The sequence below is a fragment of the Streptomyces sp. NPDC000983 genome, from assembly GCF_040299205.1.
GTDB lineage: Bacteria > Actinomycetota > Actinomycetes > Streptomycetales > Streptomycetaceae > Streptomyces.
Genome location: NZ_JBEPBM010000009.1, coordinates 159,238 through 183,473, shown reverse-complemented (window position 1 = coordinate 183,473; position 24,236 = coordinate 159,238). Strand labels below are relative to the sequence as shown.

19 protein-coding genes are annotated in these 24,236 nt (G+C 72.7%); 12 read left to right on the top strand and 7 right to left on the bottom strand.

Features of this window, described 5'->3' with window-relative positions; all coding sequences use genetic code 11:
• Positions 1 to 128: 128 nt before the first annotated feature.
• Both ABT296_RS13220 and ABT296_RS13215 read left to right on the top strand, forming a co-directional pair.
• On the top strand, positions 129 to 1,343 hold the full coding sequence (locus tag ABT296_RS13220; RefSeq protein ID WP_351926429.1) for a globin domain-containing protein: 1,215 nt from the start codon (positions 129 to 131) through the stop codon (positions 1,341 to 1,343).
• 169 nt (positions 1,344 to 1,512) lie between these two features.
• Positions 1,513 to 2,031 carry an SRPBCC family protein gene (locus ABT296_RS13215; RefSeq protein WP_351926427.1) on the top strand — a complete coding sequence of 173 codons (519 nt, stop codon included), beginning with the start codon at positions 1,513 to 1,515 and terminating at the stop codon, positions 2,029 to 2,031.
• 210 nt (positions 2,032 to 2,241) lie between these two features.
• Here the strand turns inward: ABT296_RS13215 and ABT296_RS13210 are convergent, their stop codons facing one another.
• Entirely contained in the window at positions 2,242 to 2,490 is a 249-nt protein-coding gene (locus ABT296_RS13210; protein ID WP_351926583.1) for a hypothetical protein, read from the bottom strand.
• A gap of 257 nt (positions 2,491 to 2,747) precedes the next feature.
• Between ABT296_RS13210 and ABT296_RS13205 the strand changes: the two genes are divergently transcribed.
• The 5 genes from ABT296_RS13205 to ABT296_RS13185 all read left to right on the top strand — a co-directional run bounded on the left by ABT296_RS13205 (position 2,748) and on the right by ABT296_RS13185 (position 7,704).
• The gene (locus ABT296_RS13205; protein ID WP_351926425.1) at positions 2,748 to 3,662 is read left to right on the top strand and encodes an AurF N-oxygenase family protein; all 915 of its coding nucleotides are present in this window, start codon (positions 2,748 to 2,750) and stop codon (positions 3,660 to 3,662) included.
• Between the two features lie 94 nt (positions 3,663 to 3,756).
• Complete coding sequence (locus ABT296_RS13200) at positions 3,757 to 5,400, top strand: FAD-dependent oxidoreductase (RefSeq protein WP_351926423.1); 1,644 nt, start codon at positions 3,757 to 3,759, stop codon at positions 5,398 to 5,400.
• A gap of 131 nt (positions 5,401 to 5,531) precedes the next feature.
• Positions 5,532 to 6,269: an esterase/lipase family protein gene (locus ABT296_RS13195; RefSeq protein WP_351926421.1), complete on the top strand. Its 738-nt coding sequence runs from the start codon at positions 5,532 to 5,534 to the stop codon at positions 6,267 to 6,269.
• 92 nt (positions 6,270 to 6,361) lie between these two features.
• Positions 6,362 to 7,141, top strand: a complete 780-nt coding sequence (locus tag ABT296_RS13190) for an alpha/beta fold hydrolase (RefSeq protein WP_351926419.1) — start codon at positions 6,362 to 6,364, stop codon at positions 7,139 to 7,141.
• Positions 7,142 to 7,233: 92 nt separating this feature from the next.
• Positions 7,234 to 7,704, top strand: a complete 471-nt coding sequence (locus tag ABT296_RS13185) for a hypothetical protein (RefSeq protein ID WP_351926416.1) — start codon at positions 7,234 to 7,236, stop codon at positions 7,702 to 7,704.
• A 27-nt stretch (positions 7,705 to 7,731) separates the two neighbouring features.
• On the opposite strand, the gene ABT296_RS13180 is transcribed toward ABT296_RS13185, so the two are convergent.
• The 3 genes from ABT296_RS13180 to ABT296_RS13170 form a co-directional block, all read right to left on the bottom strand.
• Entirely contained in the window at positions 7,732 to 8,949 is a 1,218-nt protein-coding gene (locus tag ABT296_RS13180) for an MFS transporter (protein WP_351926414.1), read from the bottom strand.
• A gap of 258 nt (positions 8,950 to 9,207) precedes the next feature.
• The gene (locus ABT296_RS13175; protein ID WP_351926412.1) at positions 9,208 to 10,275 is read right to left on the bottom strand and encodes a dipeptidase; all 1,068 of its coding nucleotides are present in this window, start codon (positions 10,273 to 10,275) and stop codon (positions 9,208 to 9,210) included.
• A complete protein-coding gene (locus ABT296_RS13170) occupies positions 10,272 to 11,591 on the bottom strand; it encodes an amidohydrolase family protein (RefSeq protein ID WP_351926410.1) in 1,320 nt (439 codons plus the stop codon). Before ABT296_RS13170 ends, ABT296_RS13175 begins: the two co-directional genes overlap by 4 nt.
• Positions 11,592 to 11,724: 133 nt before the next feature.
• Between ABT296_RS13170 and ABT296_RS13165 the strand changes: the two genes are divergently transcribed.
• The 3 genes from ABT296_RS13165 to fusA all read left to right on the top strand — a co-directional run bounded on the left by ABT296_RS13165 (position 11,725) and on the right by fusA (position 16,119).
• Positions 11,725 to 12,486 (top strand): IclR family transcriptional regulator, encoded by a 762-nt coding sequence (locus ABT296_RS13165; RefSeq protein ID WP_351926408.1) that lies wholly within the window; start codon positions 11,725 to 11,727, stop codon positions 12,484 to 12,486.
• Positions 12,483 to 13,412: an ornithine cyclodeaminase family protein gene (locus ABT296_RS13160; protein WP_351926406.1), complete on the top strand. Its 930-nt coding sequence runs from the start codon at positions 12,483 to 12,485 to the stop codon at positions 13,410 to 13,412. The genes ABT296_RS13165 and ABT296_RS13160 overlap by 4 nt, the downstream gene beginning before the upstream one ends.
• A 631-nt stretch (positions 13,413 to 14,043) precedes the next feature.
• Entirely contained in the window at positions 14,044 to 16,119 is a 2,076-nt protein-coding gene (fusA, locus tag ABT296_RS13155) for an elongation factor G (protein WP_351926404.1), read from the top strand.
• A 54-nt stretch (positions 16,120 to 16,173) separates the two neighbouring features.
• Here fusA and ABT296_RS13150 read toward each other — a convergent pair whose 3' ends face one another.
• Positions 16,174 to 17,439 (bottom strand): cellulase family glycosylhydrolase, encoded by a 1,266-nt coding sequence (locus ABT296_RS13150; protein WP_351926401.1) that lies wholly within the window; start codon positions 17,437 to 17,439, stop codon positions 16,174 to 16,176.
• A 657-nt stretch (positions 17,440 to 18,096) separates the two neighbouring features.
• Here ABT296_RS13150 and ABT296_RS13145 point away from each other — a divergent pair.
• Positions 18,097 to 19,041: an ROK family protein gene (locus tag ABT296_RS13145; RefSeq protein WP_351926399.1), complete on the top strand. Its 945-nt coding sequence runs from the start codon at positions 18,097 to 18,099 to the stop codon at positions 19,039 to 19,041.
• A gap of 64 nt (positions 19,042 to 19,105) precedes the next feature.
• Here ABT296_RS13145 and ABT296_RS13140 read toward each other — a convergent pair whose 3' ends face one another.
• Together ABT296_RS13140 and ABT296_RS13135 are read right to left on the bottom strand one after the other, a co-directional pair.
• Positions 19,106 to 20,134, bottom strand: a complete 1,029-nt coding sequence (locus ABT296_RS13140) for a LacI family DNA-binding transcriptional regulator (protein WP_351926397.1) — start codon at positions 20,132 to 20,134, stop codon at positions 19,106 to 19,108.
• Positions 20,131 to 22,560 carry a glycoside hydrolase family 2 protein gene (locus ABT296_RS13135; RefSeq protein WP_351926395.1) on the bottom strand — a complete coding sequence of 810 codons (2,430 nt, stop codon included), beginning with the start codon at positions 22,558 to 22,560 and terminating at the stop codon, positions 20,131 to 20,133. Before ABT296_RS13135 ends, ABT296_RS13140 begins: the two co-directional genes overlap by 4 nt.
• A gap of 280 nt (positions 22,561 to 22,840) precedes the next feature.
• On the opposite strand from ABT296_RS13135, the gene ABT296_RS13130 reads away from it, so the two are divergent.
• Complete coding sequence (locus ABT296_RS13130; RefSeq protein WP_351926393.1) at positions 22,841 to 24,169, top strand: ABC transporter substrate-binding protein; 1,329 nt, start codon at positions 22,841 to 22,843, stop codon at positions 24,167 to 24,169.
• The last annotated feature ends 67 nt before the right edge of the window (positions 24,170 to 24,236 follow it).

The following is a 24,236-nucleotide window of genomic DNA, read 5'->3' as shown; positions in this document are numbered from 1 at the left end:
CGCTCGGCCCTGCTTCGCCCGGCGCGGCCCATCAGCGCCGATTCCCGGTCCGGTGCCTGCTACACAGAGGACGCCGCCGACGCGATGCGGCGGCCGTTCCCCCTCATGTCCCCTGCCCGGGAGGCTCCATGCTGTCCGCAGAATCCGCCGCGGTGGTCCGTGCCACCCTGCCCGCCGTGGCCGGCGCCCTCGACGAGATCACCACGCGCTTCTACGGCGCGATGTTCCGCGACCGGCCGGAACTGCTCGACGGGATGTTCAACCGCGGCAACCAGGCCAGTGGAGCCCAGCGCCGGGCGCTGGCCGGTTCGATCGCCGGATTCGCGAGCGCGCTGCTCGCCGATCCGGACACCCGCCCGGACACCCTGCTGGACCGGATCGCGCACAAGCACGCCGCCGTCGGCGTCACCGACGACCAGTACACGATCGTGCACAAGTACCTGTTCGGTGCGATAGCCGAGGTGCTCGGCGACGCCGTCACCCCGGAGGTGGCGGCCGCCTGGGACGAGGTGTACTGGCTGATGGCCGGAGCCCTGATCGGCCGTGAGGCCCGCCTGTACCAGGACGCGGGCGTCGAACCCGGCCGGATCTGGCGGCGGTGGAGCGTCGTGGAGCGCCGCACCGAGACCCCTGACGTGGTGTCCTTCGTCCTGCGCCCCGCGGACGGGCGACCGGCGCCGAGGGCGCGGGCCGGCCAGTACGTGAGCGTGCGCGTCCGGACGGCCGACGGCGTCCACCAGCTCCGCCAGTACAGCCTGTCCTCGGACCCGGGCGGGCAACTGCGGCGGATCACCGTCAAGCGGGTCGCCGGCACGGACGGCGCGCCGGACGGCGAGGTCTCCGGTCTGCTGCACGAGCAGGTCCACGAGGGCGACGAACTGACCCTGTCCGCCCCCTTCGGGGACGTCTTTCTCGACGACCCCGCCGACGCCACCACGCCCGTCGTCCTGGTCTCCGCGGGCATCGGCGGTACCCCCATGACCAGCATCCTGGCCCGTCTTGCCGCCCTCGGATCATCCCGCCCGGTGGTGGTCCTGCACGCCGACCGCTCACCCGCCGACCACGCCTTGCGCGCCGAGACGCGCGAACTCGTCGGACGACTGCCGGGCGCCCGCGCGGTCTTCTGGTACGAGCGGTCCGCCGAGGAGGAGGTCGGCGCCCGCGAGGGGCTGATGAACCTGGACGGCATCGAACTGCCCGAGGACGCCACGGTGTTCCTGTGCGGCCCGCTGCCCTTCATGCGCGACGTCCGCGGGCAACTGCTGCGCGCCGGAGTTCCGGCACGGCGCATCCGCTACGAGGTGTTCGGCCCCGACCTGTGGCTGCCCGGCCCGACGGCCTGACCGCCGCCCCGGCCTGACCGCCCGCGTGCCCAGAGGGGTCGGGCGGCGGTTTCGTGGGGCCGTCGGCGTGAGGACCGTCACTCCGGCGGGCGTGCGCCACGGCCCCTACCGGGCGGTAGCTTTGCGGGACGTCCGAACGGCATTCTCGTCCCCGGTGGGAGGCAGCACTGTGGCCCGACGGTTCACCGTGAGCAGCAGCATCGTCGTCGATGTCGCGCCCGACGTCGTCTACCGGGCCGTGAGCCGTCCGCAGGAGATGGGGCGCTGGAGTCCGGAGAACCTGGGCACGACCGCGGACTCCGCCGCCGGTCCGGCCGTCGTGGGCGGCAGTTTCGTGGGGCGCAACAAGCGGGGGCCGTTCCGGTGGGTGACGCGGTGCACCGTGACGGCGGCCGAGCCGGGCCGCCGGTTCGCGTTCCGGGTCCACGCGATCGGGCTCGGCAAGCCGCGGCTGCCCGGTCCGATCGCCTCGTGGGAGTACCGCTTCGAGCCGGCCGGTGAGGGCACCCTGGTCACCGAGACCTGGACGGACGACCGGCGCGCCTGGCCCACGTTCGTGGCCAACGCCTTCGACCGGGTGGTCACTTCGGGCCGGACCTTCGCCGACTTCCAGACCCGCAACATCGAGGTGACCCTGCGCAACCTCAAGCGCGAGCTGGAGCGGGAGCGCGAGACGGGCGCGGTGTGATCCGGGGGCGGCGCACGGCCGGATGACCGCGGCCGCCCGCCCGCCTTCCGGAGCCCGGGCAGCCGGCAGGCGCGTCCGCCGGTCCGCGACGTGAGCGCGGCTCCACCCGGTCGGACCGCCCCGAGCCCACGGCCGAGCGAGCCCGGCGCCCTCGACCGCGGCCCGCCGAGCGCCCCGCGCGTACACGCCGAGCGCACCCCCAACACCCCCTCACCGCATGTCCACCACCCAGTCCAGCCACCGTTCCCCCGCCGCCCTCAGCACGTACAGCGACCGGCCGCCGTGGCCGTGGCTGCCTATCTCCGTGGGGAGTTCCACCCCGGTCCGCAGCTCGCGCTCCGTGCGGCCCGTGACGTCGAGCAGCAGTCCGTCGAGCGGGCCGCCCACCAGCTCGCCGTAGATCCGGCCGGGCCGGGGCCCGGCGTCCTCGTGGTCGGCGCCGTAGACGCGCCCTCCCATGATCTCCACCCAATCCGCCCCATCCGCCGAGCGCATCCCGTCCATGCAGGCCAGCATCGCACCCGCCACTGACAACGGCCTGCGGCGCCGGAGTCGGCAGCCACTCTTACTTACTCGGGGGTAGGCCCGGCCGACACCCTTGTTATACATTCCGTCTAACAAGGGCTCGACGGCGGCTCTGGACGCCGCCGTTCCGCCCTGCCCGCATGCGCCACACCGACGGATCCGCTCCGTCACTCGACTGAGGAGTTGGGAGCATGGCAAGCAGCACGGTCCGGCCCGAGGCGGAGCACGGCACCGGGACGGAGACGGTCGCGGGCCGACTGCTCGACTCGGCCGCCACCCTCTCGTACGACCCGCTGGCGGAGGTGGACTGGGAGACGCCGCTGGACGAGGACTTCCACGGCGCCAGCCCGGAGTGGAGCACCCTGTACGGGACCGCCTACTGGAACGAACTCACCGAGGCCCGGCGCAAGGAGCTGACGCGGCAGGAGGCCGCCTCGGTCGCCAGCACCGGCATCTGGTTCGAGATGATCCTCCAGCAGCTGATCCTGCGGGACATCTACGCCAAGGACCCGACCGACGACACCTTCCAGTGGGCGCTCACCGAGATCGCCGACGAGTGCCGGCACTCGATCATGTTCGCCCGCGGCGCCAAGAAGCTCCGGGCGCCCGCGTACCGGCCGCGCCGGGCCGCCGTCGAACTGGGCAGGGCCTTCAAGACCCTGGCGTTCGGCGAGGCCGCGTACGCCGCGATCCTCGTCGCCGAGGAGGTCCTCGACGTCATGCAGCGCGACTGGATGCGGGACGAGCGGGTGGTGCCGTTCGTGCGGACCATCAACAACATCCATGTGGTCGAGGAGTCCCGCCACATGAAGTTCGCCCGCGAGGAGACCCGGCGCCATCTGGCCAAGGCCGGGCGGGTGCGCCGCCACATCCACGCGTTCGTGATCGCCGTCGCCGCGTACGTCATCGTCACGAGCATGGTGAACAGGGACGTGTACGGCAACGCGGGCCTCGACCCGCGCCGGGCGCTCGCCGAGGCCCGCGGCAACGAGCACCACAAGGCGATGATGCGCTCCAGCTGCGCCGGCCTGATGGAGTTCCTCGCCTCGGCCCGGCTGCTGACCAAGCCCGCGCTGGCCTTCTACAAGCGCGCCCACCTGATCTGACGTTCCCCCGGGGAGCGGGGGCGCGCCCGCCCGGCGACGGCGCGCCCCCCATCCGACCGACCCACCGGCAGCGTTGCCGAGCAGAGCGGACACCATGACCTACGCGATCACCCAGACCTGTTGCGCCGACGCCACCTGTGTCGCCGTCTGCCCGGTCAACTGCATCCATCCCACGCCGCAGGAGCGGGAGTTCGGGAGCACCGAGATGCTCCACGTCGACCCGAGGGCGTGCATCGACTGCGGTGCCTGCGCGGACGCCTGCCCGGTGGACGCGATCGTCCCGGTGGACCGGCTCACCGGTCCGCAGCGGGTGTACGCGGAGATCAACGCGGCCTACTTCGCGGGCACTCCGGCGCCCGCTCCCGCCGAGGGCAGCCCGAACTTCCACGACTGGGACCGGCCCACGTTCGAGCGTGCCCTGCCGTCCGACTTCCGCCCGCTGCGGGTCGCGGTCGTCGGCACCGGGCCGGCCGGCATGTACACCGCGCAGGATCTGCTGCTGCACACCAACGCCGAGGTCACCCTCATCGACCGGCTGCCGGTGGCCGGCGGTCTGGTGCGCTACGGCGTCGCCCCCGACCACCCCTCGACCAGGAAGGCCGGGGACACCTTCGCCCGCTTCCACGACCACCCCCGGGTGCGGATGCTGCTGGGGCTGCGGGTCGGCGAGCATGTGTCGGCGGAGGAACTCGCCGCCCATCACGATGCGGTGGTGTACGCCGTGGGCGCGTCCGGCGACCGCCGGCTCGGCGTGCCCGGCGAGGACCGTACGGGCGTGCTGTCCGCGTCGGCGTTCGTCGCCTGGTACAACGCGCATCCCGAGGTCGCGCCCGACGCGGTCGACCTGTCCGCGGAGCGGGTCGTCGTGGTCGGCAACGGCAATGTCGCCCTCGACGTGGCCCGCGTCCTGCTCGGCGACCCGCGGGAGCTGGCCGGTACGGACATCGCCGAGCACGCGCTGCGGGCGCTGCGCGACTCGGCCGTCCGGGAGGTCGTCCTGCTCGGCCGCCGGGGCCCCGAACACGCGGCCTGCACCCGGCCGGAGCTGATCGCACTGACCCGACTGCCGGGCGTGGAGCTGGTCGTGGACGACCACGACCCGCGGGTCGGGGAGGCCATCGACTCCGCCGGGCCGCGCGAACTCGCCGCGGTACTGCGGAACACCGCGCGGGAGAAGGTCGACTGGTCGCGTCCGCCGGGCGAGGGGCGGCGGATCGTGCTGCGCTTCCACTCCGCACCGGTGGAGTTCGCCGGGGAGGGCGCGGGTGTGGACGCGGTGCGGGTGACCGGCGCCGGCGGTGAACTCCCGCTGCCCGCAGGGTCGGTGGTACGGGCCATCGGCTACCGGGGGGCGCCGGTGCCGGGGCTGCCGTTCGACGAGGGCACCGGGACCGTCCCGCACGAGGGGGGCCGGGTGGCCGGGATGCCGGGCACCTACGTCGTCGGGTGGATCAAGCGCGGCCCCTCGGGCGGCATCGGCGCCAACCGGACCTGCGCCGCCGAGACCGTCGGCACGCTGCTCGCCGACGCCGTCGAGGGCAACCTGGCCACGCCCGCCCCGTCGGCGAAGGCGTTCGCGCGGCTCGCCCGCCGCCGGACCCCGCACCTGGTGGACGCCCGCGGCATGGCCGCCATCGACCGGGCCGAACGCGCCCGCGGCGCGAACGACGGCCGGCCGCGCACCAAGCTCGCCACGGTGGGCGAACTCGTCACCGCCTCGCGGCGCCGATGGCGTTAGCCGCCCCCGCGAGCCCGGAGAGCGGCGGGGTCACCGGTCCGCGATGACTGGTGATTCTGCCGATCTCCGGGCGTACGCCGTCCCACGAATCTGGGCGGGTCCAGCACCCGCACCCTCGTTGGGAGGGCTCCATGAGCCGTCGTTCAGCACGTCGACTGACGGGCGCCGTCGCGGCCGTGACCGCCGCACTCGCCCTGTTCTCCTCGGCCGGCTCGGCCGGCGCCGCCGACCGCGCGAGCGCCCCCGCCGCCTCCGTCGCCTCGGACGCATCGGCCCTGTCGACCAGCACGCCCGTCGTCTTCGTGCACGGGTACACCGGCAGCGCCTCCAACTGGACCTCCGCGATGAGCGTCTTCCGGCTCAACGGCTGGTCCGGCTCCAACCTGTTCGCCTACGAGTACAACTCCTACGGCAACAACATCACCAACGCGCAGGGCCTGGCGACCTTCGTCAACAACGTGAAGGCGCGCACCGGCGCGAGCAAGGTCGCGATCGTCAACCACTCCATGGGCGGCCTGGTCAGCCAGTACTACCTGAAGGTCCTCGGCGGCAACACCAGCGTCAGCCACCTCGCCTCGATCGCGGGGGCCAACCACGGGACGACGTTCGCGGGCGCCTGTCTGATCTACACGACCTGTCAGCAGATGTACCCCGGCTCCTCCTTCATCGCGCAGATCACCTCCGGGGACGAGACACCCGGGAGCACCCGGTACGCGACCTGGTACTCGGCGTGCGACGGCATCATCCTGCCGTACACGAGCACACGTCTGAGCGGCGCGAGCAACAACCTCGTGGCGTGCCAGACACACATCGGCTTCCTCACCGACACCTCGGTGCTCGGCGACATCGCCGACTTCGTCGCCTCCTGACCGGGGGCCGCGGTCCGTCGACGGCGCACCCCACAGGTGCCGTCGGCGGACCGCCCACGCCGTACCACTTCTGGAAGGAACCGGACGAGATCATGCCGCAGTTCGACGCCGCCGACGGAACGGCCATCGCGTACAAGGTCTGGGAGCGGGACTCGGACCTGCCCCTGGTCCTGCTGCACCACGGGTTCATCGCCTCGGGGCTCACCAACTGGGAGCTGCCGGGGGTGGTGTCCGCGCTGGCCTCCGCCGGGCGGCGGGTGGCGACCGTCGACGCCCGCGGACACGGTCTGTCCGGCAAGCCCCACGACCCCTCCCGGTACGGGGAGTCCCTGATGGCGCGGGACGTGATCGCCCTGATCGACCTGCTGGGCGAGGAGCGGGTCGATCTCGTCGGCTACTCGATGGGCGCCGTCGTCGCGCTGCTCACCGCGGCGCGTGACCGGCGGATCCGCCGGCTCGTGGTCGGCGGGGTCGGGGCGGGCGTGGTGGAGTGCGGCGGGGTGGACACCCGGGTCGTCGACGGCGGCGCGCTGCGGCACGCCCTGCTCACCGACGATCCGGCGTCGGTCACCGACCCGACGGCGGCCGCCTTCCGGGCCTTCGTCGACGCCACCGGCGGCGACCGGCCGGCCCTCGCCGCGCAGGCGGCGGCCGCGCACTCCGAGCCGATCGCCCTGGCGGCGATCGAGGCCGAGACGCTGGTCCTGGCGGGGCGCGACGACCCCCTCGCCGTCCGTCCGGCGACCCTCGCGGCGGCGCTGCCCAGGGCCACGCTGCGCCTGGTCGAGGGTGATCATCTGGCGGCGCTGCGGGATCCCGCGTTCACCGAGGCGCTGGTCGGCTTCCTGGGCGGGCCCACCGAGGAGGGGTAGCCGGCGCTACTCCGTTCGAGTGGTGGGTTGGGGTGGGCGGTCGTAGCGTCGGGTGCGGGACATCCGTCGGCGAACCCTCACCGGGAGCGGCCATGCACCTTCGCTCACGCGCACTCACGTCCGCGGCCGCGCTCTGCGCCGTCGCCGCCCTGGCCACCGTGGCGGGCGCGCCGTCCGCAACCGCGCAGGGGGCGCCGCCCACGCGGGCGGTGCAGGCGCCCGGTGACGCCCCGGTGCTCGTGGACTGCCTGTCGCACGCGAAGGTCCGGCCCGCCGAGTTCCTGCTGGCCTGTGGCGACGGGAACAGCCGGCTGGCCGACCTGCAGTGGTCCCGGTGGGGCGAGTGGACGGCCCGCGCCAAGGGGGTGAACCGGGTCAACGACTGCAAGCCGTACTGTGCGGCGGGCCGTTTCCACGACTATCCGGTGACGGTACGGCTGGACCGTCCGGAGCCCTGGAAGGGGCATCCCGGGGTCGCGCACTACTCGCGGATCACCCTCACGTACACCGAGGCCAGGCCGGCGGGCTACCCGGCCACGGTGTCGTATCCGCTGTGGAGCTGACGGCTCCGCCCGCGCGGGGCGAAGGGGCTACGGGGTGGTCGTGACCTGCTCGTTCCGGGTGCCCTCGGGCTCCCCGGACGAGGTGATCACCTCGGAGGGGCCGCCGTCCCGGTCCATGCGCCCGCCCATGAAGGCCAGGCCCAGGCCGGCCACGCCGAGCGCCGCGCCCACCAGGACGGGCGAGGTCCAGCCCCAGCCCGCCGAGATGGCGAGCCCGCCGAGCCAGGCGCCGCCGGCGTTGGCCAGGTTGAAGGCGGAGTGGTTGGAGGCGGCCGCCATGGTCGGCGCGTCCTTGGCCTTGGCCATCAGCAGGATCTGCACGGGCGTGGTGATCAGGGCGCCCATCGCGCCGATGACGACGATCGTGATCAGCGCGGGCACCGTGCTGTGGACGGTGAACCGGAAGAGGACCAGCGCCGCGGAGAGCAGGGCGAGGCCGCCGTAGAGCGTCGGGCGCAGGGCTCGGTCGGTGAGGGGGCCCGCGACCAGGGTGCCGAGGGTCATGCCGACGCCGTAGAGGGCGAGGACCAGGGTGGTGGAGGAGTCGGACAGGCCCGTGATGTTGGTCAGCATGGGCACGAGGTAGCTGTAGAAGGCGAAGAAGCCGCCGAAGCCGACGACCGCCGTGGCCAGGCCGATGAAGACCTGCCGGTTTCCCATCGCCCGCAGCTCGTGGCGGACGCCCGCCTGGGCGTCGCGGGGCTGGTGGGGCACGAACGCGGCCAGGGCCGCCAGGGCGAGCACGCCGATGACGGCCACCGCGACATACGCGGCACGCCAGCCGAACTGCTGGCCGAGCGCGGTACCGGCCGGGACTCCGATGATGTTGGCGACGGTCAGTCCGAGGAACATCCGTGACACCGCGGTGGCCGCCCGGTCCGGGGCGACCAGCTTGGAGGCGACGACCGCGCCCACGCCGAACAGCGCGCCGTGCGGCAGCCCCGCCAGGAAGCGCGCGGCGAAGAGAAGCCCGAAGTTCGGGGCGAGGGCGGACGCGACGTTGCCGATCACGAAGAGCCCGGACAGGAGCAGCAGCAGGCGCTTGTGCGGGATGCGCGCTCCGATGCCGGTGAGGACGGGGGCGCCGACGACGACGCCCAGCGCGTAGGCGGACACGATGTTGCCGGCCTGGGGCACCGACACGTCGATCCCGTCGGCGATCTGGGGCAGCAGTCCCATCGTGGCGAACTCGGTCGTGCCGATGCCGAAGGCGACGACAGCCAAAGCCAGGAGAGCCAGTGGCATGGCGCAGGGGAACCTTTCGAAGGTGGTGCGGTGAAGCAGGGCGGGGGCGGGTCGGGGCCGCGACGCCGCGGCTCTCCCTGCCCGGCTTCGTCGCCCGGCGCCCCCAGGGCATGGTGAGCCCGTAACGGGTGCAGCAGCGACGCGGAACCAGGCATTCCAAGATCTCGCGCCGGGTTCGCATGACCTGCGTCACATCCCGCCGACGACCGTCCCCGGCCTCCGGGCGACGACGGGAAGGTGACGACAGCCCCCGGCCCGCTACTCGGCCCAGACGCGTCGCGCGTAGTCGACGAAGTTGCGGCCCATGATCTTCTCGATCCGCTCGGTGGAGAAGCCGCGCCGCTCCAGCAGGCGGATCAGTTCGCGGAACTGGTCCACGCCCCGCAGGTCGACCACGAAGGGGTAGGTGTCCGCGCGCTCCCCCGCGGCGGATACCCCGGCCCGCTGCCGCCGGGCGACGTGCTCGGCGAGGTGGTCCCGGTAGGCGTCGAGGTCGTCGATGGCGGTGACCGGCCCGTCGGTGCCGATGCCGACGTGGTCCTCCCCGCAGACGTTCACGGCGTGCGCGATGTGCTCGACGACGTCGGCGGCGCTCGCGTGCCCGGTGGGGCTCAGGAACGGCATGAAGTAGATGCCGACGAACCCGCCCCGGGAGGCGACCAGCCTCAGCTCCTCGTCGGTCTTGTTGCGCGGCAGGTCGGTCAGGGCCCGGCATCCGGTGTGGTTGATCGACACGGGCGCGGCGGAGTGGCGCGCGGCTTCCAGACAGGTGCGTTCGCCGCTGTGCGAGAGGTCGACCATGAGGTGCCGGTCGTTGAGGGCGTCGATCACCTCGCGCCCGAAGCCGGTCAGCGCGGTGTCGCCGGGCGCCGACGAGCCGCCACCGAGGTGGTTGGCCCCGTTGTAGGTCAACTGCACCACGCGCACGCCGCGTTCGGCGAAGACGGCGACCCGTCCGGCGTCGTCGCCGACGGCCTCGGCGTTCTGGAAGCCGTAGATGACGCCGACGCGGCCGTCCCGTGCAGCGGTGTCGATGTCGGTGACGGAGGTGACCTTGAGCAGGTCGTCGGGGTGCCGGGCGACGACGTCGTCCCAGACCTCGATCTCGTGCAGGGTGTGCTCGTAGGGCGGGAGGTCGCCCATCACGTAGCCGAGGGTGATGTTGACGGCGGTCAGGCCGGAGGCACGCGCCTCGGCGAGGGTGCGGGTGTCGACGGTGAACTGTTCGCCGGTCGCGTTGAGCTCGCTCGCCGCCGCCTGTGAGCGGGGGTCGTTGGGGTTGTCGAGCTGGCCCAGCGCGTTGATGATCATCGGCGTGCCGGTCATGGGTTCTCCCGAAGGCGATCAGCGGAGCGCGGGAAGCGCCGGCCGCGCTTGACGGTCAGGGTGATGGTGCGCAGGTGGTCGATGTCGGCGAGCGGGTCGCGCGCGAAGACCGCGAGGTCGGCGAGCTTGCCCGGTTCGACGCTGCCGGTCAGGTCGCCGACGCCGGCGCTCCGGGCGCCGACGAGGGTCGCCGACCTGAGGACGTCGCGCTCCGGGATGCCGCACCGCCGTACCAGGAAGGCGAGTTCCTCGTAGAGGGCGGGGAAGGGGTCCTCGGGCGGGGTCTCGTAGTCGGTGCCGGTGGCGATCTCGACTCCGGCCCGGTGGGCCTGTGCGGTCAGGGCGATCGCCAACTCGGTGTTGCGGGCGGCCCGTTCGGCGGTCTCGGGGTCGCCTCCGGCGAACTCGCGGGAGGCGTAGAGGCCAGCGGTCGCGTCGAAGACGACGCCCCGCTCCCGCATCCGGGCGAAGAGCTTCTCCATGCGCTCATCCTCCCCGGTGACCAGCGCGGCGTGGTCGACGGGCGGCTTGTCCCGGTAGGAGGTCAGCGGCCCCGTCGCCGCCTCGTGAGCCAGGAGGGTCACGTGCGAGACGGCGTCCACGCCCGCCTCCACGACCTCGCCGGGCGTCGCGGGAAAGACGGCGGCGTGCGCCCAGACCCGCAGGCCCTGCCGGTGGGCCTCCGCGGTGATCGCCGCGACGAGGCCCGCGTCGAGGTCGGCGTACACCTTGATCGCGGACGCGTACGTCCCGCGGGCGAGGGCGACCGCGAGGGGCAGGTCGGTGGTGTCCGTGACGGCCTGCATCCAGGGGACCTCGCCGGGCACGGCTCCCCGGCTGACCTGGTGGGTGCGGGGGTCGTCGAAGAAGCCGGGGCCGGCCGTCAGCGCCGCGTAGTGGATGTCGGGACCGGCGATCTCGCCGACCCGGGCGGCCCGGGCGAGGTCGCCGATCTGGCGGAGGTCGTCGGCCATGTCCCGGATGCCGGTGACCCCACTGTGCACCAGCCGGTCCAGCACGGCTTCGGCGGCGGGGCGGTCGGGCGGGGTGGCGAGGTGCTGGTGGGCGTCGATGAGTCCCGGGGTGACGAACTGCCCGGTGAGGTCGACGACTTCGGCGCCCTCGGCGAGGGCCGCGGCGTCCGCGTCCGGTACGACCGCGCGGATCAGGGGGCCGTCCACCACGATCGACAGGCCGGCGCGGGGCGGGCTGCCGGTCCCGTCGAACACGGCGGCACCCCGGTAGACGACCGTCGGCCCCGCGCCCCGTTCCGGCGGCGCGTACGGCGTGGCCGCCCCGGCGCTGTCGCTCGTCATGACCACCGCTCCTTTGTTACGCTCTAGGTAACATCGTTCTCACAGGACGAAACAATCGGTACCCTACATCCGGATTCCGGCGGTGCACACGCCCCACCGGACCGTTCTCGACCGACGTTCCGGAAGGGTTTCGATGCCGCAAGCGCAGCGCACGGCCGTGGACAAGGCGCTGGACCTCGTCGAGGCGGTCGCCCGTGCCCCCCGGCCGCCCCGCCTCACCGATCTCGCCGACACGGTCGGTCTGCACCGCGCCACCGCCTACCGGATCCTGGTGGACCTGGTGCGCCGCGGCTGGGTGCTGCGCGCCGACGACCGCTATCTGCCCGGTACGGCCGTCCTGCTGCTGTCGGCGCGCGCGGCACACAACTCGCTGACCACGATGGCCCGTCCGGTGCTGGAGGACCTGTCCGCGCGCACCGGTCTGATGGTCAACCTCCAGGTACTGGAGCGCACCGGCTCCCGGGTGGTGGACGTCGTACGGCCCGATCCGCTGGCGATGATCAGCACGCTGCTCGACGAGACCCTGCCCGTGCACCGCTTCGCCGGACCCCTCGCCCTGGTGGCCGCCCTGCCGCCGGAGGCCCGCGCGTCCCATCTCGAGGCGGCCGCGGCAGCCGGGCATCCGCTCGACGGCGACACGGGGCTGCTCGCCGACCTCGCCCGCGCCGAGGCCGACGGCTTCGCCGCCGAGGACGGGCGCAACGACCGCCTCGTGGCCTCCGTCAGCCGGGCCGTCGTACCCGCCGAGGGGGTGCCCGTGTGCGCGCTCACCGTCGTCGGACCGTCGTCGGAGATCGACGACGACCGCCTCGCACTGATCCGCTCGGACCTCGCCGCCGCGGCCGACACCCTCGGCGGCCTGCTCGCCGGACCGCACCAGGAGGCCCGCGCGTGAGCGACGTCCTCGTCCTCGACCACGAGGCCACCCTCGCCGCCCTCGACCCGCACCGGCTGATGGGCGCCGTCTCCGAGGCCCTCGTCGCCGTCGCCCGGGGCCTGGCGTCCGCCCCCGCGCGGACCGCCGCCCTCGCCCCGAACGGCCTGCTCGGCGCGATGCCCGGATACGTTCCCGGCCTGGGCCTCGCGGCGAAACTCGTGTCCGTGTTCCCCGACCCCGAGCGGCCCGGCCGCAGCAGCCACCGGGGCGTGGTCGTCCTGTTCGACCCCCAGGACGGCAGCCCCCTCGCCGTCCTGGACGCCGAGCCGATCACGGCGTGGCGCACCGCCGCCTCCGCCACGCACAGCGCGCTGGCCCTCGCCGGACCCGGTCCGGTCGTGGTGGTCGGCACCGGCGCCCAGGCCCGCGCGCAGGTCGCGCTGCTGGCCGTGGTGCGGCCCGGCACCCCGGTCACCGTCGCGGGCCGCGACCCGCAGGCGGCCCGGACGACCGCGGCACTGCACCCCGAGGGCCGGGCGGCGCGGGACATCGAGGGCGCCGTGCGCGAGTCCGCGACGGTCTACTGCTGCACCGGCGCCACCCGTCCCGTCGTGCGCCGCGCCTGGCTGGCACCGGGCGCCCATGTCAGTTCCGTGGGCGGCTCCCACGGCCCCGAACTCGACGCCGACACCATCCGGGACGCCGACCTGTTCACCGAGTGGCCCGGCGCCGCCGACACCCAACCGCCCTCCGGCGCACACGAGTTGCAGGGTCTGCCCGTCGGCCGCCGGGTCACCCTCCTCGGCTCCGTCCTGGCCGGCGAGGCCCCGGGACGGCGCTCCCCCGAGGCACTGACCGTCTTCAAGTCCACCGGACACGCCGCCCTCGACGTGGCCGCCGCCCATGTGGTGCACGGCACGGTGACGGGACGGCTCGCCCAGTAGCACCGGCGCGCACCACCCGGCGCGGGCCGGTACCGCGTGCCGCGCGCTGCAACGGTGCCGCAACCTGCCGCACGGCACGGTGGCTCCGGCCGCGTCCGCTCGCCGGGCGGCACCCCCCGGCCTCGTACTGTCGGCGGTACGAGGCCGGGCACCGGCACGCCCCTTCCCGGAAGCGGCGCTGCCCGCGTCCGCCGCGCCCCTCCCGGAAACGGCGCACCCCGCGCCCGCCGCGCCCCTTCCCGAAGGCGCGCCCCACGCCTTCCCTAAAATCGCGCGCCCCGCGCCCGCTCCGTCCCTACACTCTGGGTACGCGTCCGCGCCCCAAGTGGCCGACGCATTCCGCGTGTTCCGAGTTCAGATGTGAGGGGAGACCGACCGTGCGTACCACTGTCGCCGTCGTCGCCCCCTGGGCGCGGTTCGACGTGATCCTCGTGTCTTCGTGAGCCCGGTGCCCGCCGCGCGGCCGGCACTGGATGTCCCGGTCGAAGACCGTCGCTGACCCCTGCCCCGCCACCGCCCGGCGCGCCCTACGGCCGCCGCGCACCGGCGCGCAGGTGCGTTCCCCCGGCTTCGTCCGCCCATCGCGCTGCCTCCGCACCACTCACGACACACGTAGAAGGGCCTCAAGGCCGTGCGTACCCAGCTCACACTCCGCGCGCTCGAAACCGTCCGCAACCTCGGCATCCTCGCCCATGTCGACGCCGGGAAGACGACCGTGACCGAGCGCATCCTGTTCCTGACCGGCGCCGTCCACAAGCGGGGCGAGGTGCACGAGGGCACCACCGTCACCGACTTCGACTCCCAGGAGCGCGACCGGGGCATCACCATCTTCGCGGCCGCGGTCAGCTGCGACTGGGACGGGCACCGGATCAACCTCATCGACACCCCCGGCCACGTGGACTTCGCCGACGAGGTGACACGTTCGCTGCGTGTCCTCGACGGCGCGGTGGCGGTGTTCGACGCCGTCGCGGGCGTCGAACCGCAGAGCGAGGCGGTCTGGCGGGAGGCCGACCGGCACGACGTTCCGCGCCTGGCGTTCGTCAACAAGATGGACCGCGCGGGCGCCGACCTGGACGCCGCCGTCACGTCGATCCGGGAACGGCTCGGCACCACGCCCCTGGTGGTGCAGCTTCCGATCGGCCGCGAGGACGGCTTCGAGGGCGTCGTCGACCTGGTCCGGATGCGGGCCGTGGTGTGGCCCCCGGACACCGGCGCGTACGAGGAACGCCCGGTGCCCGAGGAACTGCGCGCCGAGGCGACGCGGCGCCGCCGGACGCTGGACGAGGCGGTCGCCGAGCTGCATCCGCGGGCATTGGAGGAGTACTGCGCGCACTCGGCGGTCTCGGAGGAGACGCTGCGCGCGGCGCTGCGCGAACTGACCTGCACGGGTCAGGCCGTGGTCGTGCTGTGCGGTTCGGCGTACCGCAATCGGGGTGTCGAGCCGTTGCTGGAGGCCGTGGTGGCGTACCTGCCGTCCCCGGCGGACGTGCCCGCCGTGCGCGGCTCGTTCGACGGCGCCGAGCAGGAGCGGGCCGCCGATCCGGCGGCGCCGCTGGCCGCGCTGGCGTTCAAGGTGCAGGCCGCGCCGACCGGCCGGCTGACGTATCTGCGGATCTATTCGGGTGTGCTGCGCAAGGGGGACACGGTGCTGGACACGGGTGTGGGGCGCACCGAGCGGGTCGGCCGGATCCTGCGGGTGCAGGCCGACCGGCACACCGAGACGGATCTGGCCGTGGCCGGGGACATCGTCGCCGTGATCGGCCCGAAGTCCGCGCGGGCCGGTACGACCCTGTGCTCCCCGTCGGCGCCGCTCGTGCTGGAACCGCCCGCCACGGCCGACCCGGTGGTCTCGGTGGCCGTCGAGGCCCGCCTCGGCCAGGACACCGACCGGCTGGCCACGGCGCTGGCCCGGCTGACGGAGGAGGACCCGTCGCTGGTGGTGCGGACCGATCCGGAGACCGGCCAGACCCTGCTGTCGGGCCTGGGCGAACTGCATCTGGAGGTGGCGGTGGAGAAGCTGCGCCGGGACCGGGGCCTGGAGGTCTCGGTCGGCCGCCCGCAGGTGTCGTACCGGGAAACCGTGGCCGGCGGCGTGACGGGGCTGGTGTACCGGCACGTCAAGCAGGACGGCGGCGCCGGGCAGTTCGCCCATGTGGTGCTGGACGTCGAGCCGTTGGAGGCGGCCGAGGGTGAGGAGGGTTTCGTGTTCGGTTCGACGGTGGTCGGCGGCAGGGTCCCGCGGGAGTTCGTCCGCGCGGTGGAGGCCGGCTGCCGGGACGCGCTGGCGGAGGGGCCGCTCGGCGGGCATCCGGTGACCGGTGTGCGGGTGACGCTGACCGACGGGGCCACGCACTCCAAGGACTCCTCGGAGCTGGCGTTCCGCGCCGCCGGCCGGTTCGGTCTGCGCCAGGCGCTGCGGGGCTGCGCGATGCGGCTGCTGGAGCCGGTCGCCGAGGTGACGGTGACCGTGCCCGAGGAGTCCGTGGGAACGGTCCTGGGCGATCTCGCGGCGCGCCGCGGCCGGGTGTCGGCCTCCGCGACGCGCGGCGGTACGGCCGTGGTGACCGCGACGGTGCCGCTGGCCGAACTGTTCGGCTACGCCTCGCGCCTGCGCGGACGCACCCAGGGCCGGGGCACGTTCACCACCCGCCCGGCGGGCTACGCGGAGGTTCCGCGGAGCCTTGCGGCGGGGGCGACGGGCGCCTGACGCACGGGTGAGCCGGCCCCGCACTCCGAGGAGTGCGGGGCCGGTTCGGTGGGTTCAGCGGTCGGCGGCGCCCCCTCGGACGACACACGACCGGCTGTTCTCCCAGCCCCAGCCGTCCCCGTCCGGGTCGGCGGAGCTGCTGGAGCAGTACGGATAGCCGTTCGGCGCGGTACCGGTGCCGTCGGCCGCCCCGCCGCGGACCACGCAGGACCGGCTGTTCTCCCAGCCCCAGCCGTCCCCGTCCGGGTCGGCGGAGCTGCTGGAGCAGTACGGGTAGCCGTTCGGCGCGGTGCCGCCGCCCGAGCCGCCGTAGATCGTCGCGAGCCTCGACGTGGAGGAGATGCCGTTGGAGCCGTAGAACAGACGCTGGCCCCAGGACGTCATCGAGCTCGGGTTGAAGCTGTTGACCATGTCGAGGTACTCGACGCCGCCGCCGTTGCCGCTCCAGGACCAGCCGAGGTAGCCGATGCCCATGGACTGGGCGTACGACATGATCGCGTCCTCGTTGGGGTCGCCGTCGCTGTGCTGGTTGCCGAACTCTCCCACGACGATGGGGAGTCCGTTGTTGCGGAAGGCGCTGAGGTAGCTCTGCACCTCGGAGGCGGTGTCGTACACGCCGTACATGTGGATGGAGAAGATGGTGTTGCGGTCCGGGTCGGACGCGAACACCGAGGAGGCGTTGTCGCGCATGGTGTTCGACCAGTCCTGGCCCCAGTTGGGGGCGTCCACCATCAGGGCGTTGTTGATGCCGGCGCCGCGCAGCTTGCCGATCGCGCTCTTGGTGGCGCTGGTCCAGCCGGAGTAGTTGTTGTTGCCGTACGGCTCGTTGCCGATGTTGACGATGACGTAGTTCTCCTGGCCGGACAGCACGCTCTTGAGGCCGACCCAGTAGGACGCCGCCTTGTCGAGGGTGGTCGCGGAGGAGTCTTCCCCGTAGCCGGTGGTGTCGTGCACCTCCAGCACACAGATGACCTTGCTCGCCTTGCACTGGCTGATCAGCGACGCGACCTCGGAGCTGCTGGTCTTCGACCAGCGGTCGCCGCTGCCGAGCACCACGCGGACGGTGTTGGCGCCCTTGGCGGCGATGTTCGCGATGGAGCCGGTCTGCGACGGGTACCAGAGGTGGGCGTGGTTGACGCCGCGCATCACGAACTCACTGCCGTTGGCCTCGTACAGACGGCCGTTGCTCACACGCAGGCCGGTGGCGGCGGCCTCGGCGTCGCCGGGCGGGGTGCCGACCAGCGACAGCAGCAGGCCCAGTACAGCGGTGAGCGCCGCTGCGAGGGCGTTGCGGATCGTTCTCTTCCGTGGGTTTCCCATGTCACTCCCCTGAGAGGAACATCGAGCGGTGCGGCGTTCGAGACGCGGGCAGTAACACTGACAACGTTGTCCATGTCCAACGGTGCAGAATCTCGGCCACACTTGACGGAGCGTCAGGAACGAACGGCGCATCAGTTCGCCGTGCCCCCATATGAGAGCACCAAGTGTTTCGGTCATGTCAATAGGCGCGTTCGCGACGCTTCTTTTCTACGCGCGATGCGCAACCCGCAAGAGCTAAACATTCACTAAACCGGTTCGGGTCACGTCACACCCGTTGCCCACTCCCTCAGCCTGCCCTACCTTGCCCGGGCACAGGCCGTCCGATTCAACCTCCTGACGCCGTAGACGACCAGCGCGCATCCGGCCATCGGTGACCGGAATCCCATGCAGATCGAGGCGCATCTATACCGGTTTAATAACAGGAGGTACTGTGCTCATCCGAACCATTGTTCCGCGGCTAACGTAACGGCGTGGATCCACCGCGACCGATCGTCAATCCCCATTCCCGGGGCCTGAACGGTTCACGAAGACAACGTTGTCGAGAAAGTTGAATTCCGCACCGCACCCCGTCCGACCGACCCGCCTCGTCCCACCCCCCACTGCCCGCCACCCGGCGCCCCCGCCGCCACACCACCGAAGAGAGAAGAGACCACACAGGTGTACGCAGCACTCGACATCGGCGGCACGAAGATCGCGGGAGCGCTCGTCGACGACGCGGGCGTCCTGCGGGGGCGCGCCGAACTGCCCACGCCGGCCCGTGAGTCGGCGTCCCGGCTGGCGGACACCGTCGACGCCGTGATCAACGCGCTGGCGTTGCACCCGGCCTGGGGCACCGTCCGCGGCATGGGCATCGCCAGCGCCGGACCGGTGGACACGGCGAACGGCACCGTCAGCCCGGTGAACATCCCGGCCTGGCGGGCGTTCGAGCTGGTGGAGTCGGTACGGGCGCATCCGATGCTGTTCGACGGGATCGAGCCGGTGCTGATCGGGGACGCCGTGGCGGTGGCCGCCGCCGAGCACTGGCGCGGTGCCGCCCGGGGAGCCGCCAACGCCCTGTGCATGGTGGTCTCGACGGGGGTGGGCGGCGGCTACGTGCTGAACGGGAGGCTGCACCCAGGCCCCTCCGGCAACGCCGGGCACATCGGGCACGTCTCCGTCGACCTGGACGGCCCGCCCTGCGCGTGCGGCTCCCGCGGCTGCGTCGAGGGGTACGCCAGCGGCACCGCCATCGCCCGCCACGCGCTGCGGGCCGGCTGGACCCCGCCGCCGGGACGGGAGCCCTCGGCGGCGGTGGTGGCGGAGTCGGCGCGGGCCGGCGACACGCGTGCCCTGGCCGCCTACGACCGGTCCGCCCGGGCCCTGGCCGCCGCGATCGCCGGCAGCGCCACCCTGCTGGAGATCGAGGTGGCGGTGGTCGGCGGGGGTGTCGCCCGGGCCGGGGAGGTGCTCTTCACTCCCCTGCGGCGTCATCTGCGCGGTTTCGCCGTCCTCGACTTCACCCGGCGGCTGACGGTGCGGCCCGCCGCGCTGGCCCAGGACGCCGGCCTCGTCGGCGCGGCGGCGGCCGCCCGCGGCCACGTACCGCAGGAGGTCACGGCCTGAACGCGACACGAGGGGCCGCGACCCGAAGGCCGCGACCCCTTGTCGCGTAAGCACGTCGGCCCGCTCAGGGGCGGGGCGGCGCGGTGGAGCCCCGGGGCACCAGCTGGGGCATGGCCACCGGCTGGGACACGGCCTCCTGCCCCGCGATGACGTCGAACAGCACCCGGGTCACCTGGGCGCCGAAGGAGTGCACGTCATGGCTCATCGCCGACAGCGTCGGGTGGGTGAGGCGGCACAGCTGGGAGTCGTCCCAGGCCAGCAGGGACAGCTCGTCCGGTACGGCGACACCCATCTCGGTGGCCACGCCGAGCCCCGCGACCGCCATGATGTCGTTGTCGTACACGATGGCCGTGGGGCGCTCCGGCGACAGCAGCAGCGAGCGGGTCGCCCGGGCGCCCTCCTCGCCCGAGAAGCCGGTCTCCATATGCGTCCCGCGGTCCAGGCCGAGGTCCGTCATCGCCGCCTCGAACGCCTCGGTGCGGATGGCGCTGTGCCCCAGTCCGGACGGCCCGCCCACCCGGGCGATGCGCCGGTGGCCGAGGGCGGCCAGATAGCGGACCGCCTCGCCGACCGCGGTGGCGTCGTCGGTCCACACCGAGGGGAAGCCGCCCGTCAGGCTCGGGTGCCCGACGGCCACCGCCGGCAGCCCCAGCTTGCGCAGGGGCTCGATGCGCGGGTCGTCCTTGCGCAGGTCGACCAGGATCGAGCCGCCTATCTGCCGCTCCCGCCACCAGCGTTGCTGAAGCTGGATCTCCTCCTCCAGCGAGCCGACGAGCCGCAGCAGCAGTGAGCAGTCGCGCTCGGCCAGCACGCTCTCGATGCCGGAGATGAACTCCATGTAGAAGGGCTCCAGGCCGAGCAGCCGGGCGGGCCGGCAGATGGCGAGGCCGATGGTGTCGACCGCCTGCCGGGACAGGCTGCGCGCCGAGGAGTTCGGCGCCCAGCCCAGGTCCCGGGCGGCGGCGAAGATCCGTTCGCGGGTGGCATCGGAGACGCCCGGCTTGTGGTTGAAGGCCAGGGAGACCGCGCCCTTGGAGACACCGGCGGCCGCGGCGACGTCCTTGATGGTCACCCGCTCACTGGGTGCGCTCACGCCGGTTCCACGCTGAAGAGTGCCGCTCGTACGGAGTTGGCGCCCGTCTCGTCGGCGCCGCGGACCTTCAGATGGATCCGTTCCCCGGGCAGCAGGGTGCGCGGGCCGGTGTCACAGGAGGCTGCGGGGCCGAGCCGGTCCGGCTGGAGCAGGAGGTCCCGTACGAGGGTGCGTGCAGTTACCACGACGTCGAGACTACCCGCATCCGCGCCGGTCACGGTGGCCACGGTCACGTCGTAATCGGGGGCGGGGTAGGCGAAGTCCTTGTCGGTCACCGGGAAGTGCAGGGCGCGCAGGGCGCCCTCGTCGGCGACGAGGAACTCCTTGGCGGAGGAGGCGTCCGGCACCAGCTCCGGCGGCACCGCGGTGCGGTGGACGGTGCGCGCGGCGACGGTGACCTCCACGGCGCCCTCCGCCAGGACCGTGCCGTCGGCCCGGATCCGGCGCAGGGTCACCGAGGCCGCCCACGGCTCGGCCGCCTGGTTGATCACCGCGAGGGTGGGGCCGTCGGTGTCCGGCTGGAGGGTGAGCAGGCGGTCGGCGTAGACCCGGCGCAGTTCGTGGTGGAGGGGTTTGAGGCGGCCGTCGCCGTCGACGGCGGCCCAGGAGCTGACCGGCCAGCAGTCGTTGAGCTGCCACACCACCGTGCCCGCGCAGACGGGCCAGTGGGAGCGCCAGTGCTCGATGCCGGCCGCGACGGCCCGCGCCTGGACGAGCTGGGTGAGGTAGTGCCAGCGGTCGAAGTCCCCCTCGGGCAGGGGGAAGTGGCGGGCGACTCCGCGGTCGAGCTTGCCGTTGCCGTCCTCCGCCTTCTGGTGGTGGAGCATGCCGGGCGAGTCGGGGGCGAGTTCCTCGCCGGGCAGCGCCCGTCGGAGCGTGGCGAGGGCGGGCGGCCCCTGCCAGCCGAACTCGGCGACGAACCGGGGCACGCTCGCCCGGTACTCGGCGTAGTCCTGGCGGTTCCACACCTCCCAGGAGTGGTGGGTGCCGTGCGCCGGGTCGTTCGGGTGGTGGTCCCAGGTGCCGGACCAGGGGCTGCCCGCGGTGTAGGGGCGGGTCGGGTCGAGTTCGGCCACCACGCGGGGCAGGACGCCCAGGTAGTAGCCCTCGCCCCAGGAGTCGCCGTCGAGCGCGGGCTCCCAGTCCCAGTCCCGGAAGCCCCAGAGGTTCTCGTTGTTGCCGTTCCACATGATGAGCGAGGGGTGTGCCATGAGCCGGATAACGTTGTCGCGCGCCTCGGCCTCGATCTCGCCGCGCAGTGGCTGTTCCTCGGGGTAGGCGGCGCAGGCGAAGAGGAAGTCCTGCCAGACCATCAGGCCGAGTTCGTCGCAGGCGTCGTAGAAGGCGTGGTCCTCGTAGATGCCGCCGCCCCAGATGCGGACGAGGTCGACGTTGGCGTCGACGGCCTGCGTCAGCCGGGCCCGGTAGCGCTCGGGGGTGACGCGTGAGGGGAAGACGTCGTCGGGGATCCAGTTCACCCCGCGGGCGAAGATCCGCTCGCCGTTGACGACGAGGGTGAAGCCGGTGCCCAGTTCGTCGGCGGACCGGTCGATCTCCACGGTACGGAAGCCGATGCGGCGGTGCCAGGAGTCCAGCGGTCCGCTCCCGGCCTCGTCGCCGGCCGCGACCAGGGTCACGTCCAGGCCGTACAGGGGCTGCTCGCCGTAGCCGCGCGGCCACCACAGGTCGGCGTCGGGGACCTCCAGGACGAGCACGGCCCGGTCGCCGTCGACCGCGGCGCCGGCTCGCGCCCCGCCGACGGTGGCGTGGATCTCCAGGGCGCGCCCGGCGCCCTGCTCGGTGCGCTCGATGTCGACGCGCACCTCGACGCGGCCGGTGCCGTCGACGACGGTCACCACCGGGCGCACCTCGGTCAGCCGGGCGGTGGACCAGCGCTCCAGCCGGACCGGCCGCCAGATGCCGGCGGTGACCAGGGTGGGGCCCCAGTCCCAGCCGAAGCTGGAGGCCATCTTGCGGATGTACTGGAAGGGCTCCGGGTAGACGTTGGGCCGTTCCCCGGTGAGCGCGCGCACGGCGTCGGCCTCGTCGTAGGCGGAGGCGAACTCCACGTGCAGGCCGCCGTGGCCGCCGGTCACGTCGAAGCGGTAGGTGCGGTGCATGTTGCGGGTGCGGCCCAGCTCACGGCCGCCGAGCGTGATCACCGCGGCGGTGTCGAGCCCCTCGAAGACGAGGTCGGTGCGTTCGTGGCGGTCGGCTGCGGTGTCCGCCGAGTGGATGTGACGGCTGTAGGTCCACGCGCGTCGGCCCACCCAGGCCACCTCGTGCTCGTTGAGACCGAGGAACGGGTCCTCGATCTCGCCTGCCGCGAGCAGGTCCGTGTGGACGCAGCCGGGGACCTGGGCAGGCAGCGCGCTTCCGTCGTACCCAAGGCTCCAGCCTTCGGCAAGCTGGACGACTTCCTTCATGTGCGGCTCCTCTGGGCGGAACAGGCGGGACAGGCGGCGTCGTGCGTGTGCGACAGAAGTCAACCTAACGCCGCAGACATGAACCGGTCTAGTCCCCTCCCCTCGTGAGACGTGAAACAAAAATGCAGGTGAGAGCCATTGATGATGCGGGATGCCGTCACGCCATGTAACGATTAAGTATCGCGGCCTTGCAGACAGCTTTACCGGTTCATCACCCGGCTGGCATAGTCCCCGACATCCACCGAAGCCCGAGCCGTAATCCAATGGAGGAGTGGGGCGTATGGGAACGAGAACGCTGAGTGCCGCGATGCTGGCCGCCGCGGTGCTGACGGTCAGCACGGCGTGCAGCGGGGGCGCGACGAAGCCCGCCGGGGAGGAGTCGGCGGTAGCGCCGCTGAACCCCGAGGGCGCGTCCGGCAGCATCACCGTGCTGACCAACCGTACCGATCTCGTGCAGGACGGCACGATGAAAAAGTACGCGGCGGAGTTCAACAAGACCTACCCCGACGTGAAGGTCGAGTTCGAGGCCATCACGGACTACGAGGGTGAGGTCAAGATCAGGATGAACACCGAGAACTACGGTGACGTCCTGCTCATCCCCGGCGCCGTCTCCAAGGCGGACTACCCCAACTTCTTCGCGCCCCTCGGCGCGGCGGCCGACATGCGCTCGAAGTACCTGTTCACCGGCAAGACCGAGGTCGACGGCAAGGTCTACGGCATCGGCACCTTCGGTACGGCCAGCGGCTTCGTCTACAACAAGGCCCTGTGGAAGGAGGCCGGCATCACCGAGTGGCCGACCACTCCGGAGCAGTTCCTGCGCGACCTCAAGAGCGTCAAGGACAAGACGGGCGCCGTCCCCTACTACACCAACTTCAAGGACGCCTGGCCGCTCAGCGGGCAGTGGACCAACGGCGTCGGCACCGTCAGCTGCGACAGCCAGGCCCTGGACGTGCTGGCCGAGTCGGACAAGCCCTGGGCCAAGGGCAGCGACCTGAACACCCTCGACACGCTGCTGCACGACATGGTCGCGCGGAAGCTCACCGAGAAGGACCCCAGCACCACCAACTGGGAGAGCTCCAAGACGCTGCTCGCCAAGGGGGAGATCGGCAGCATGATGCTCGGCTCCTGGGCCGTCAACCAGATGCGCGCCGCGGCCGAGGACGCCGGGAAGAACCCCGACGACATCGGCTTCATGCCGGTGCCCGTCCAGTCCGGCGGCGAGTTCTGCGCGACGCTGGTCTCCGACTACCAGCAGGCCGTGAACATCCACTCCGACAACAAGGAGGCGGCCCGGGTCTGGATCGACTGGTTCACCGCGGAGTCCGGCTACTCCGAGAAGGAGGGCGCCGTCTCGGTGCTGAGGTCGGCAGCGATGCCCTCGACCCTCCAGGACTACGTTGACAACGGTGTCAAGATGGTGGAGCGTTCCGAGGCGAAGACCGCCGAGGTGAACGAGATCGACGAGGCCGCCGAGATCGGTCTCAACACGCCGGACTACCGGCAGAAGCTCATCGACATCGCCCGCGGCGCCCAGGACGGCTCGCTGCGGGACTACCTCGCCGACCTCGACAAGCGCTGGTCCGAGGCCCGGAAGAACGCCGGCTCCTGACGTTCCGCGCGCACGGGTCCCCCGCCGCCCCGCCCCCGGTGGCCGGGGGCCCCGCGCGGCGCTCAGC